The sequence below is a fragment of the Microcoleus sp. S28C3 genome (genome assembly GCF_036700785.1).
Taxonomy (GTDB): Bacteria; Cyanobacteriota; Cyanobacteriia; order Cyanobacteriales; family Microcoleaceae; genus Microcoleus; species Microcoleus asticus.
Genome location: NZ_JAUBPO010000015.1, coordinates 39,244 through 52,330, shown reverse-complemented (window position 1 = coordinate 52,330; position 13,087 = coordinate 39,244). Strand labels below are relative to the sequence as shown.

Genomic DNA, 13,087 nt, shown 5'->3' with positions numbered 1-13,087 from the left:
GAACAATTTACTCTTAAAGGTCATCGCAACTGGGTAAATGCAGTAGCAGTCACTGCTGATGGCAAGCGGGCGATTTCTAATTCATCTGACAACACCATCAAAGTCTGGGATTTAACAACTGGAGATGAACAATTTACTCTTAAAGGTCATCGCAACTGGGTAAATGCAGTAGCAGTCACTGCTGATGGCAAGCGGGCGATTTCCGGTTCAAGAGACAGCACCATCAAAGTCTGGGATTTAACAACTGAAGATGAACAATTTACTCTTAAAGGTCATAGCAACTGGGTAAATGCAGTAGCAGTCACTCCTGATGGCAAGCGGGCGATTTCTGGTTCATCTGACAACGCCCTCAAAGTCTGGGATTTAACAACTCGAAAGGAAGAATTTACTCTCAAAGGTCATAGCGACTCAGTAAATGCAGTAGCCGTCACGGAGGATGGCAAGCGGGCAATTTCTGGTTCAAGAGACAAAACCCTCAAAGTCTGGGATTTGTCGAGTGGAAATGTCATTGTTAGTTTCGCGGGTGAAAGCTCGATCGCCTGTTGCGCGATCGCACCCGATGGAGTCACAATTGTGGCAGGCGACGAATCCGGCCGCGTATATTTCCTGCAGCTAGAAGGGGTGGAGGAACTAACATGAATTCCTCACCTCTGCCAACTCCCATCTCTACCGATTCTTACCCAAAGGAATTTCAGCAACTCCTGCGAGAAAAAACCGAGAATTTTGCAGGCCGCAAGTTTGTTTTTTCTGCGATATCCGACTTTCTGAACTCCCACAGCCGCGGTTATTTCACAATAGTCGGCACTCCCGGCTGCGGCAAAAGTTCCATCCTCGCCCAATATGTCAGGGCCTATCCTCGCAGTATCTATTACAACGCTGCAGTTGAGGGCAAAAATCGAGCTGAAGATTTTCTCGCTTCAGTCTGCACTCAACTGATTGACAAATACCTTGCCGCCAATGGGGAAACATCGGAAATCCTCAAGCTAAGATCTCAACTTCAAAATCTCGAATCCGATGATGGGAGTTGGTTTCTGTCTTTGTTGCTTCAGCAAATTAGCGATAAATTAGACGATCGCCAAAAGTTGATAATAGTCATTGATTCTGTAGACGCGATCGCCCGCACCAGTCAGCCTCCCAGCTCAAATCTGTTTTATCTGCCGAGATATTTGGGCGATCGTACTTATTTTATCCTCGCCCGCCGCCCGTTTTTGAGAGAGAAATCCGGTTTGTTAATTGAAACCCCCTCTCAAACTCTCGATTTAAGAGATTATCCCGCCCAAAATCGCGAAGATGCCCTTAACTACATTCAGCAATACCTATCAACTGCACCGGATTTAACTCAACCCGAATTCTGCCAACAACTCGCAACTGTCAGCGAAAACAATTTCATGTATCTGAGTCAGATGTTACCTGCCATTAACGAGAATTCACACCCCGATGCTAATCTGGGGGAGTCCTCACTTTTCCCTGAACTTCCTCCCGGTTTAGCAACTTATTATCACAACCACTGGCTGCGGATGAGAGGCGATGCTTTATCGGCGATCGAGTTGTCTGTGCTGAATGTTTTGATAAAATCCACAGCAGGTTTGTCTGTAAGTGCGATATCCAATATAATTGATGAGGATGAATACGAGGTTGAAAAAGTGTTAGATAATTGGATCGAGTTCTTAAATAAACAAGAATTTGGAGGAGAAATTTGCTATAGTTTGTATCATAATAGTTTCCGCGAATGGCTGGGAAAACAATCTATTTTAGAATCATGATGAGGACACGGCAGTGTCCATTGGAGTCAACTTAACGTTACACCGATAGTCCGACAGGGGTTGAAACCCCTGTCTCAAAGCTGAAGTCCTCTAAAAGAGGACTAATGAATTATTCAGTCCTTTTTTAGAGGACTTTCGCTATTAGACAGGGAATTCATTCCCTGGCGGACTGCCGGGTAGGCGGGAGGACTAGCGGACGAAAAGCTTAAGTTGACACGCCTTGGGCATTGCCGTGTCCTGACTGTGGGTAATATCAATTCCCATGCCACCGAGTTTTATATTATATCAAAAACAATACAACAATGAAACGAGCAGTATTTCTTGACAGAGATGGCGTTCTCAATATCGAAGTCGGCTACATCCACAAAGTAGAAGATTTGCATTTAATTCCCGGAATAGCTGAAGCTGTACGCCGTTTAAATGACCGACAAATATTTTGCTGTTTGGTTTCCAATCAATCGGGTCCAGCGAGGGGTTATAATCCCGTCAGCCACGTAGAAGCTTTGCACAAACGCCTGTGTCAGTTATTAGAAAATGAAGCAGGAGCCAAGTTAGATGCTCTTTATTACTGTCCTTATTTAAGCGCAGCCGAAGGCGGAACCAACCCAGAATTTACGCGGTATACGACTTGGCGAAAACCAAATACGGGGATGTTGGTAGCGGCGGCTTGGGAACACGATTTGGATTTGCGGAATAGTTTTATGGTGGGGGATAAAGCGACTGATGTTGATATGGCTCACAATGCCGGCTGTACTGGCATTTTGGTGCAAACTGGTTACGGGAAAAGCGTGTTGAGCGGTGAGTATCAGCATCATACTAAACCGGATTTTATTGCAGCCAATTTAGCGACTGCTGTGGAGTGGATTTTGCAACACTTTGATTAGTGTTTGTAGTGGTATTTAAGTTGTTTCTCGTTGAGTCTTAGAGGAAAGGGCAAGGTAAGGAAGCGCGACTGTGAAGGTTGTACCAACGCCGATTTTGCTTTCGCAGGCGATCGCACCTCTTTGCAATTCCACAGCTTTTTTAACAATTGTTAATCCCAAACCGTTACCTTTAATCTTTCCGGTATTCTTGCAGCGGTAAAACATTTCAAAGATTTTCCCTACTTCCGTTTCGGGGATGCCGATACCTTCGTCTCGGATACGCATAATTAGTAAAGGAGAGTTACTATTTATAAATTGGGAATTGCCAAAGAAACAGTGAGGAGATAAGCAGAAAATAGCTTCTTTATCTCCCTTGCCTGCTTGACGGTATTCCAATTCCAAGGTGACTTTCCCGCCGTTGGGGGAATATTTGATGGCATTGACGATTAAGTTAGAAATAATGCCGTGCAGCAATTGTTGATCTAACATCGCGCTCGTAACATCTGACGGGATTAATGTTAGTTTGTGCTTGGCTTCATTTCCTAACTGCAATTGAGCGAGCAATTCTTGACAAAATTCGACTAAATTTATCGGTAATGGATTGCATTTGAGTTTGCCTGCTTCTGCTCTACCCATGAACAGCATATCGTCGATTAGCTGGTTCATCTTTTGGGTAGCTGAGTGCACCAGTCGCAGGGTTCTAACTTGGGATTCGTCACTGCTGCGAGTTCGATCGATCTCTAGGAGTTCCGCAGAGATTAAAATTGCGTTGAGCGGGTTGCGCAATTCGTGAGCGGCCATTGAAATATAATGATTTTGGCGGTGCGATTTTTCTTCTAGCGACTCTCTGGCTGCTTCCGAGGCTTTGAGAGATTCTCGCATCTTGGTTTCGATTTCGTGTCTGTGCAGGGCAATCTCGATCGCCACCCGTAAATCATGTTGTTGAAAGGGTTTTATAATGTAACCGAATGGATCTGTAAGTTTCGCTCTTTGCAGCGTTTTATCGTCGGCATAAGCTGTTAAAAATACTGTCGGCACATTCCTATTAGTTCGGATTTTTTCTGCCGCTGTTACTCCGTCCATGTCACCTTTAAGCACGATGTCCATCAACACCAAATTTGGCGGGTTTTCTATAGCTTTTTGAATTGCTTCTTCTCCAGAAGAGACTGTAGCTGTTACTACATATCCGAGTTTTTTTAATCTACCTGCTATGTCTTGCGCTACAATAACTTCGTCTTCTACAACCAAAATTTTTATAGGGTTCATTTTTTTTTAAATGCGCTGCCGATAATTTAATTCTTTGAAAATTAGATTGTAGCAAGTTCCACACTGACTGTCAATGGCAATACTCGCCTCTAATTGATAAGCCAACATTTTAACTAATTGCAATCCTAATGTCTCAGTATTTTCCACATCAAAATTCTCCGGAAATCCGCGACCGTTATCTTGAATAGTTAAGTTAAATTGGTGATTGCTCCCTTCAAAAAAAATAATACTAATTTCCCCTCCTAAGCTAGGGGGAAAGGCATATTTTAACGAATTAGAAACCAGTTCGTTAATAATTAACCCGCAAGGAATCGCTGTTTCTATGTTTAAACAAATGGGGTCAACGTTGAGAGTGAATTGGATCGCAGTGTTGCCGCACCCAAAAGATTGATACAAATTAGCAACTAAGTTTTCGACGTAGAGGGGGAGGTCGATCCGATCGAGATGTTCGGATTGATACAGTTGCTCGTGAATCAAAGCCATTGAATGGATTCGGGTCTGGCTTTCTTCAAATAAAGTTAGCATCGCTTCGTCTTCAATGTATTGAGCTTGAAGTTGCAGCAAGCTGGAAATTACCTGCATATTATTTTTGACGCGGTGGTGAATTTCTTTGAGCAATACTTCTTTTTCGCGGAGTGCTGCTTGGATGCGGGCCTCGGTCAATTTGCGATCGCTGATATCTTCGCCAATACCCGCGATGCGGTAAATTTTGCCCGCTTCGTCGTAAATGGAAAAAGCTCGATCGCACACCCAGCGCATTGTGCCGTCTGGCCGAAAAATCCTATATTCGGTACTGGTTGACTCGCCCTGCAACACTCGCCCCATTGCCTCTTCCAACAAATGTTTATCTTCTGGATGCACCCACTCCATCATTTTTAATGGATCGGCATATAATTCTTCCTGGCTGCGCCCCCAGATGTTTTCGTAAGCTGGACTCAGATACAATAAATCGGTGAATTCAGCAGACATCAGCCAGAAGGAATCTTGGATATTTTCTGCTAGTTGGCGGAAGCGTTCTTCACTTTCACGGATAGTTTTTTCTGCCTGTTTGCTTTCACTTATATCTTCTGCAATGCCAACGATGCGGTAAACTTGACCAGCTTGATTTCTAATCGGAAAAGCCCGAGCGCGAATCCAGCGGATTTTGCCGTCCGGCCTCACAATTCGATATTCGATATCCTCTTCAGACTCAATTTGTTTAGTGAAGGTAGCAATAATGCGGTCGCGATCTTCTGGGTGGAAGGACTCTGTAAAAAAGCGCTCGCAAGCATACAAATCTGCACAGCTTCTGCCCCAAATTTTTGCATAACCCGGACTGATATAAATAATTTCCAGGGGTTGAACGTTTAACATCCAAAACACGCTTTCAATGTTTTCTGCTAGCTGTCGGAACCTTTCTTCGCTCTCTTTCAGTGCTGCCTCAGCTTGTTTTCGATCGCTAATCTCTTCTGTCACTACTACATTGTAAATTGCCCCGCTCAGCGGTTCTTGGATTAGCGATACTGTAATATTTACCCAAACTACAGTGCCGTCTTTGCGCAGCAAGCGTTTTTCCATTTTAAAACTGTCAATTTCCCCGGCAAATAATTGCTTGCTTTGTTCTAAATCTGCATCTATATCTTCTGGGTAAGTAACGTCCATCCAAGTTCGCGACAGCAGTTCGCTCGCAGTATATCCCACGATCTCGCAGAATTTTTGATTGACTCGCAAATAGCGGCCTGTTTTGTCAGGGTGGGTAATGCCGACTGCCGCTTGTTCGACGGTTGCCCGAAAGCGTTCTTCGCTATCTCTGAGGGTCGCTTCTACTTTTGTGCGATCGCTAATATCGCGCTGCACGCCAAAATATCCGACGATTCTGCCCTGGGAATCGTAAATGCAAATATAGTCGCCTTCCACCCAAATTATAACCCCGTCAAACTTGCGATTGTCATTTTTGATGTGAATTCTGCCAGCATCAAAAAATTGCCTGATTATCTCTCTGCCGCCAGTCAAGTTGTGGGAGAAAAAAGAGTAAAGCGTCCTACCAATAAACTCTTCTCTACTACCTCCGTATTGAGCGATCAAAGCATCGTTTGCCTTCGTTACCCGCCCGTTAGCAAACACGTAATCCAAAACTTTTTCTTTTTCAACTGTATCGTCCCAGTTAATCGGTTCGTCCAGCATCATAAAGAAAAAGCCATCTAAAGATTGAGAGAAAAACAATTCTAGCTGTTCTTGGCTTTCCCGCAGAGCTTCTTCGGCGCGCCAGCGATAGATAATTTCTTCCTGCAATTGATTGTTGGCTGTTTTCAAGTCTTCAGTGCGCTTTTGATATTTAATTTCTAGCTGATTTGTGATTTCTTCCCGCGCTATTTCTGCCTGTTTTTTTTCGGTAATATCTTGAGTAACGACCATCCCTGCAAAAATTTCTTCCCGGTTGTTTTTGACGGGAGCAATTGTTGTTGAATAAACGCGACCGCCGTATTTATATTCAAAAGTATTCTCTTTTCCTGCCAAAGCCGCGCGATATGTAGTCTCAAAAAGTGGCAAATCTTCTGGTGGGGATACTTCCCACAATGTTTTGCCTTCCAACAGTTCTTTGGACAAACCAACTACTGCCAACCCTTGACCGTCAACCAGGGTATAGCGCAAATCGCGATCGAACAAAAACACCGAACCATTCGGATAATGTTTGATGAGAGTTCGGTACATTTCCTGGCTTTTTTCCAGAGATGCGATTAACCGAATGCGATCGTCCTCGGTGATATCCAATTCAGTTGCCGAACCCGAAAAGCCAGCATTCTCGACTGCTTTGAGTTGTGCTTCTAATTTCTGGCACAATTCTCTCTGCTGCTGCAAATCCTCTTCAAGTTGCCGAATTTTTGCTTTTTGCTCTGCTACTAATGCTTCGCAGGTTTCGAGAGGTCGATCGATCTTGGTAGGATCAATACACATAATGGCTCTAGGTTTGCCAGTTGCGGGCTTGAGCTTTTTCTAGTTAATACTAACAAAGCTCAAGCCTTTACTGCCAACTTAAGTAGCCAATCTTTCTTGACCGAAAGCATCCAGGATACAAGCCCCCGGATTCATCCGTCCAGAAATAAAAAACCTGTATCCGATGAAACTTGCCCCCCGAATTTATCCGTGGGGTCAATCTAAAATCTAAAATCTAAAATCTAAAATCGATTGACTTGTGCCCAAAGCCTTCTACCTTTATTTAGGAACTCCCGCCGTCAAGACTTCCTGGCCCTCAAGTGTCACCAAAACATCATCTTCAATTCTCACGCCAATACCGCGCCATTTTTCAGGAACCTCCGGCTGTCCTTCAACGGGTTTAATATAAGGAGAAATATAAATCCCCGGTTCCACCGTCAGCACTTGTCCAGCCTGCAAAACTTGCGGATTTTCGCCGTACTGATAAACGCCGACATCGTGCACGTCCAATCCCAGCCAATGACCAGTGCGGTGCATATAAAATGGCTTGTATTTCTCTTCTTTAATTATCTCTTCAATGTCTCCCACCAAAAGTTTTAAATCCATTAAACCTTCCACCAAAACGCGCACCGCTGTTTCGTGAATTTTGCTGTAAGGATTACCCGGATATACTTGACTAATTGCCTGCAATTGTGCTTGCAAAACTAAGTCATAAATTATCTGTTGTTCGGCTGTAAATTTGCCGCTAACAGGAAAGGTGCGAGTAATATCAGCGTTGTAGTAGTCGCAAGCACAACCGGCATCTATTAGCAACAAATCGTTTTCCTGCATTTGGCGGTTGTTTTCGATGTAGTGGAGGACGCAAGAATTGTAACCGGATGCAACAATTGAAGGGTAAGCGGGAGTGCAGCCATTTAAGCCAAAAGTATGTTCTATTTCAGCTTGGATTTCGTATTCGTACCTGCCAGGTTTGGCGAATTCTTGAGCGCGGTTGTGCGCTGCAACTGAGATATTAGCGGCTTTTCGCATTAATGCTAATTCAGTTTCGCTTTTCACCAGCCGCATCGGGTGTAAAATGATGTTGGAATCTTCGATTGCTGTGGGGCCCGTGCCGCGTTTCGGGTAGGTTGCCATCAAGCGCTGCCAGTGATTGAGGACTGTTTGGTCGAAAGTACGATCGCGCCCGAAGTGATAGTATATGCGATCGGCTTTTTCTAAATATTTCGGCAATTTTTCCGCAAGTTCGGCGATGGGGAAAGCTTCATCCGCGCCGTACAATTCCTTAGCGCCTTCTACTCCGGCGCGATAACCGTGCCAAGTTTCTTTTTCCAAGTCTTTTGGCTGCACAAACAGGACAAACTTGTGTTCTTCGTGGTGCGGCGCGAGCACTGCTACCGCCGCAGCTTCGTTGAAACCGGTTAAGTAGAAAAAATCGCTATCTTGTCGGTATGCGTATTCTACATCGTTGTGCATGACGGCTGCGGGCGCGCTGCGAAATATCGCCGTCCCGCTGCCAATTTTTGCCATTAACTGTTCGCGTCTTTGCCGGTATTCGGTGGAGTTGGTCATCCGATTTTAGATTTTAGATTTTAGATTTTAGATTGAGTGTCATATTAACACTCGGCGGTTTCAAGCGCTGCTTGTCAAACTTGCACCCGCAAGCCCAAGGTTGAAGATATAGGCGATCTGTTTTTTTTCTGGGTCTACTTATTTATTCTCTTGTTCTGCGATCGCCAATTGACAAGTATAGTCAACCAGCCCCGACAAAGATGAGTTGCGATCGACTAAAGTCCATCTCGGATCGAAATTCGACCAATTTTCGCCATCTTCGCTAACTCTGACAGTTCTAAACTGTCGCTGCTGGCAGTTAACTTCCATTTGCGCCAACAATTTCTGGTTACTAAACTGTTGAGTTCCTAAAATGGTTCTGACTGGATAAGAAGGAGCACCGGGAATATCTGATTTACTTAATTCAACGCTGCTGGGGTCGAGGCAAATATCTACAAAACATCTTAATTTCTCGGCGCGGGCGCTCAAAGTATTGACACAAACAAAAATAAAAGTTGCTATTAAAAAAAATAACGAATTCTTAGTATGTATGGCAAATTTAGTATTCATCTGCGTTAATTGGCGTTTAGGAGCGGTTTAATATTATTGACAGTTTAATGAAAAAGTAGGGACGTGGCAATAGTGCTGCGTCCCTACTTTTTAAAGACACGGCATTGCCGTGTCCCTAATTTTTAAACAAGTCTTAAAGCTGAGGAACATATTGTTCTTTTTCAGGAACAAAAGTGTACTCAGAGACGATTAGGCGCAACTCTTCGCCGTCGATGGTTTCTTTTTCGATCAACAAATCGACTAAGCGATCGACCACGGTGCGATTTTCGCGAATAATTCGGCGGGCGTCGTCGTAGCAGCGATCGACAATTTCCCGGACTTGTCCGTCAATCCGAGAGGCAATTTCTTCGGAATATTCCGATCGCGCTGTGTAGTCGCGGCCGAGGAAAATTTCGCTTTGCTGAGCTTCCAGGGCGATCGGGCCCAAGGTAGACATCCCGTAGCGAGTCACCATTTGGCGCGCCATACCGCTGACTTGCTGCAAGTCGTTGCCGGCACCGGTGGTTACTTCGGCATCGCCGAAAACTACTTCTTCGGCTGCGCGACCACCCAAAGCACCGCTAATCCGGGCCAAAATTTGCGATCGAGAAATCAAACCTTGGTCTTCGCTGGGCATGAACCAAGTCAAGCCGCGGGCCTGTCCGCGAGGAACTAAGGTAACTTTTTGAACTGGATCGTGGGCTTGAATGATTGTACCGACGATCGCGTGGCCGATTTCGTGGTAAGCAATCAAGCGCTTGCTCTTGCTGTCCACCAAGGGAGTGCCTTCCATACCTGCTACCACGCGATCGACTGCATCGTCAACTTCGAGCATCGTAATCGCTTCTTTCCGGCGGCGGGCAGTTAAAATAGCAGCTTCGTTGAGCAAGTTAGCCAAATCAGCCCCGGTAAAACCCGGAGTGCGGCGGGCGATGGCGTCCAAAGAAATCTCCGGAGACAGCTTCTTGTTGCGCGCGTGAACTTCCAAAATTTCCAAGCGGCCTTTGATATCCGGCGTATCTACGCTAACTTGGCGGTCAAAACGTCCCGGACGCAGCAGCGCTGAGTCGAGCACGTCGGGGCGGTTCGTGGCAGCAATGATGATAATGCCAGTATTGCCCTCAAAACCGTCCATTTCGGTCAGCAACTGGTTCAGGGTTTGTTCCCGTTCGTCGTTACCGCCGCCGATACCGGCGCCGCGCTGGCGGCCCACTGCATCGATTTCATCGATAAAGATGATGCAAGGAGCATTTTCTTTAGCTTTCTTGAACAAGTCGCGAACGCGGGAAGCGCCGACACCGACGAACATTTCCACAAATTCCGAACCGGAGATGCTGAAGAAAGGCACGCCGGCTTCGCCTGCGATCGCTTTTGCCAGCAGGGTTTTACCGGTTCCGGGAGGGCCCACTAGCAGCACGCCTTTGGGAATCTTCGCCCCGACTGCGGTGAAGCGTTCGGGTTTTTTGAGGAATGTCACCACTTCTTGAAGTTCTTCTTTGGCTTCCTCAACGCCTGCTACGTCGTCGAACAGTACGCCTGTTTTAGCTTCCATTTGAAAGCGGGCTTTGGATTTGCCAAAATTCATGGCTTGGCCCGGGCCGCCGGGAACGTTGCCACCGCGGCGGAAGAGGAAAAATAGCCCTCCTACTAACAAGAGGGGAAATACTAGATTGCCTAAAAGTCCCCAGACAGCGCCGTCGTTGCGCAGTGGGTGAGTGTCGAAGCTGATTTTGGAGTCTCTGAGTCTAGAAACCAGTTCCGGGGCATTTGAGGGCAAGTCCACCCGCCACCGCTGCTCGTGATTGTCCAGTTCGGGATCGACTGCTAGGACAATAGCCGTCCGGCCTCCGTCGTAAAGGTCAACGCTGGTCACTCGACCGGCGTTTAAGTAATCTAAGAATCGACCGTAGCTGAGGCGGGTACTGGCGGTGTTCTTGGTCATTTCTGTGGGGGATGGGGCAAAAGCCCCCTGCCACAAGAAAAAGCCGATGACTAAGGCGGGTAAAGTCCAAAGTAGTATAGTTCGCCAAGAAATTTTCATAAATGCGGATGCCTTGAATTGGGGACAGATCGGGTAAGATCGCGGTGTCGGAGAAGTGCGACAAAAGTTTACACTCAGAATCTTAACTAAATTTAACTTAACAATGCACTCTCAGGCAACAGAGCTTAAACGACGATCGCTCCAGAAAAAGTTAGGTTAGTTACGGTAAGGGCGATCGTCCCGAATATAATGTTTGGTGCTGATTTCGATACCAATCTAGGTAGAGTTAGAAGAATCGCCGCAAAACCCACTGTCTTTAATCGTGGCAGTGTCAAGGGATAAGGCATGATAATGGTGAGGCTCAGTGAGGTAACACATTTCAATGACAACTAGACAGCTTGTTCCTAATTCGGCTATGCTGACGCAGCAGACTAAGATCGCTTCTCACAAATCGATTATTAGTGCTGATTTGGGTCGGACGGCAACTAAAGCCTGCGTGAGTCGCAACCCCAGCAGCGTTGTTTTCATCCCTGCCAACGTGGCTGCTATGCCCGTTGAAAAGGTTCGCGGCGGCAGCTTTGAGTCGAAAGCAACAGACCCTCTGTTGGATATGTGGCTGGAGTACCAGGGCAAAGGGTACGCTATAGGCCAACTGGCTGCAGATTTTGGCGCTAATCTCGGCGGCGCCGACCAGTCGAAAGTAGTAGATGCTTTGGTTAAGGTTTTTTCCTGTGCTGGATATTTCCAGATGAAGGGCGAAATAGCAGTTGTGCTGGGTTTGCCGTTTTATTCCCAGGATCAGTTTGAGAAAGAAAAGGAAGAGATTATCAGCCAACTGCGCTCTCCCCACGTTGTGGTGTACAGGGGCGAGCGTGTTGATATTAACATCAGTCACGTTTGGGTGATGCCCGAAGGCTTCGGCAGCCTGATTTGGTGCGAGGCTCAAGACAACAAGGAGTTTACGCCGGAGTTGCCCGAACTGTCGGTGGCTGTTGTCGATATCGGACACCAAACTACCGATTTGTTAATGGTCGATCGTTTCCGGTTCGCCCGCGCGGCTTCTAAGAGCGATTCCTTCGCCATGAACAAGTTCTACGAACAAGTTGCCTCAAAAATTCCGGGGGCAGACCCTCAATCTCTGTCTTTACTGGAAGCGGTGAATAAACCAGAAGGCCAGCGTTTCTACCGTCCGAGAGGAGCGACTAAGCCGACTAATTTAGATCCGATTATTAAGGATTTGCGGGAGGCTTTCGCTAACGAACTGTCCGAACGTTTGGTGCAGTGGCTGCCGGAACGGGTGACGGATGTGGTTCTGACTGGCGGCGGCGGCGAGTTTTTCTGGGAGGTGCTGCAACCTTTGCTTAAAGACGCCAATCTTAAGGCTCACTTGGCTCAGCCTTCTCGGAAAGCTAATGCTTTGGGACAGTTTATTTATGCTGAGGCTCAGCTAGCCACGATAAAGTAACGGATTAAGGCTTGAACCCTATGGCACTGTGGGCAAAAAATAAGGCGAATTTCTCGGTGGCGTTTACTGAAGATGCTGCGGATCAAACTTTGCTGGCCGCTATTGAAAAAGAGTTGGCTTTCACGAAGTATCAGACTTTCAGCAATCTCTGCAAGCAAGCTTTGTGGCAGTTTTTGTCTGTATCTGAGTCTGCTAGCTCTACACAGAGCTTTCAGCGGTTGGAACAGGGTATTGCTGAACTTGCGGTCAAATTTGCTGAGTTCGAGCGCAATGTTTCGGCTGAGGAATTAAGCCGTTTGGAGGGACTGGAACATCACCTGAGTCAACTCAGCGCGCAGTTGGATCAGTTGCAGGGGAGTGTTAACAGTAAGTTTGCTCAAGTTTCTTTTGCCCAAGTTTCAAAAGTAGTAGAGCCTGGCTCGATTGAGTCTGAGTCTGTGGCGGATGATAATTTAGTGTCAGATGCTGAGGTTGCTCCTCCTCGGAATTCCGATCCTTTGTTGGAGCGTTTAAGTTCTTTGTTACCCCAAGATTTCTAGAATGAGGTAGACCCAGGCTAAAAAGCCTTGAGATGTAATGTTAGTGGCCCGCTGTTGGCAGCCGGTACTGAATAAAGAAATAAAACGATCGCTCTTTTAAAAAAAAGGGCGATCGTTTTGTTATGGAAGAAGGAAGTTCGGCAACGGATTCGCTTTCTTTGAATGTAACGGAGGTCAGAAGTCAGAAGGCTTTAGTTATC

Annotated in this window: 9 protein-coding genes and 1 pseudogene; 5 read left to right on the top strand and 5 right to left on the bottom strand. The window is 46.3% G+C overall.

Going from position 1 to position 13,087, the window contains the following annotated elements:
- From QUA13_RS06870 to QUA13_RS06860, 3 genes and pseudogenes are all read left to right on the top strand, one after another.
- Window positions 1-639, top strand: a pseudogene (locus QUA13_RS06870) (WD40 repeat domain-containing protein); the annotation flags it as partial.
- On the top strand, window positions 636-1,763 hold the full coding sequence (locus tag QUA13_RS06865; protein WP_333197626.1) for an ATP-binding protein: 1,128 nt from the start codon (window positions 636-638) through the stop codon (window positions 1,761-1,763). The pseudogene QUA13_RS06870 and the gene QUA13_RS06865, both read left to right, overlap by 4 nt.
- Before the next feature lie 302 nt (window positions 1,764-2,065).
- The gene (locus tag QUA13_RS06860; protein ID WP_333197625.1) at window positions 2,066-2,647 is read left to right on the top strand and encodes an HAD family hydrolase; all 582 of its coding nucleotides are present in this window, start codon (window positions 2,066-2,068) and stop codon (window positions 2,645-2,647) included.
- 15 nt (window positions 2,648-2,662) lie between these two features.
- Here the strand turns inward: QUA13_RS06860 and QUA13_RS06855 are convergent, their stop codons facing one another.
- From QUA13_RS06855 to ftsH2, 5 genes are all read right to left on the bottom strand, one after another.
- Window positions 2,663-3,892, bottom strand: a complete 1,230-nt coding sequence (locus tag QUA13_RS06855) for an ATP-binding protein (RefSeq protein ID WP_333197624.1) — start codon at window positions 3,890-3,892, stop codon at window positions 2,663-2,665.
- A 6-nt stretch (window positions 3,893-3,898) separates the two neighbouring features.
- Complete coding sequence (locus QUA13_RS06850; protein ID WP_333197623.1) at window positions 3,899-6,826, bottom strand: PAS domain S-box protein; 2,928 nt, start codon at window positions 6,824-6,826, stop codon at window positions 3,899-3,901.
- A 258-nt stretch (window positions 6,827-7,084) separates the two neighbouring features.
- Window positions 7,085-8,374, bottom strand: coding sequence for an aminopeptidase P N-terminal domain-containing protein (locus QUA13_RS06845; RefSeq protein WP_333197621.1), 1,290 nt, complete (start codon window positions 8,372-8,374; stop codon window positions 7,085-7,087).
- Window positions 8,375-8,512: 138 nt separating this feature from the next.
- Window positions 8,513-8,923 carry a hypothetical protein gene (locus tag QUA13_RS06840; RefSeq protein WP_333197619.1) on the bottom strand — a complete coding sequence of 137 codons (411 nt, stop codon included), beginning with the start codon at window positions 8,921-8,923 and terminating at the stop codon, window positions 8,513-8,515.
- A 133-nt stretch (window positions 8,924-9,056) separates the two neighbouring features.
- Complete coding sequence (gene ftsH2 / locus QUA13_RS06835; RefSeq protein WP_172185051.1) at window positions 9,057-10,943, bottom strand: ATP-dependent zinc metalloprotease FtsH2; 1,887 nt, start codon at window positions 10,941-10,943, stop codon at window positions 9,057-9,059.
- 322 nt (window positions 10,944-11,265) lie between these two features.
- Here ftsH2 and QUA13_RS06830 point away from each other — a divergent pair, with 322 nt between their 5' ends.
- Both QUA13_RS06830 and QUA13_RS06825 read left to right on the top strand, forming a co-directional pair.
- On the top strand, window positions 11,266-12,348 hold the full coding sequence (locus QUA13_RS06830; protein WP_172185049.1) for a ParM/StbA family protein: 1,083 nt from the start codon (window positions 11,266-11,268) through the stop codon (window positions 12,346-12,348).
- A gap of 20 nt (window positions 12,349-12,368) precedes the next feature.
- Complete coding sequence (locus tag QUA13_RS06825; RefSeq protein WP_333197617.1) at window positions 12,369-12,887, top strand: hypothetical protein; 519 nt, start codon at window positions 12,369-12,371, stop codon at window positions 12,885-12,887.
- The last annotated feature ends 200 nt before the right edge of the window (window positions 12,888-13,087 follow it).

Bases quoted from the DNA above. Each gene is read 5' to 3' on its own strand.
- QUA13_RS06855 (WP_333197624.1), bottom strand. From the start codon at position 3,892: ATGAACCCTATAAAAATTTTGGTTGTAGAAGACGAAGTTATTGTAGCG.
- ftsH2 (WP_172185051.1), bottom strand. From the start codon at position 10,943: ATGAAAATTTCTTGGCGAACTATACTACTTTGGACTTTACCCGCCTTA.
- QUA13_RS06825 (WP_333197617.1), top strand. From the start codon at position 12,369: ATGGCACTGTGGGCAAAAAATAAGGCGAATTTCTCGGTGGCGTTTACT.
- QUA13_RS06850 (WP_333197623.1), bottom strand. From the start codon at position 6,826: ATGTGTATTGATCCTACCAAGATCGATCGACCTCTCGAAACCTGCGAA.
- QUA13_RS06830 (WP_172185049.1), top strand. From the start codon at position 11,266: ATGACAACTAGACAGCTTGTTCCTAATTCGGCTATGCTGACGCAGCAG.
- QUA13_RS06840 (WP_333197619.1), bottom strand. From the start codon at position 8,923: ATGAATACTAAATTTGCCATACATACTAAGAATTCGTTATTTTTTTTA.
- QUA13_RS06865 (WP_333197626.1), top strand. From the start codon at position 636: ATGAATTCCTCACCTCTGCCAACTCCCATCTCTACCGATTCTTACCCA.
- QUA13_RS06860 (WP_333197625.1), top strand. From the start codon at position 2,066: ATGAAACGAGCAGTATTTCTTGACAGAGATGGCGTTCTCAATATCGAA.
- QUA13_RS06845 (WP_333197621.1), bottom strand. From the start codon at position 8,374: ATGACCAACTCCACCGAATACCGGCAAAGACGCGAACAGTTAATGGCA.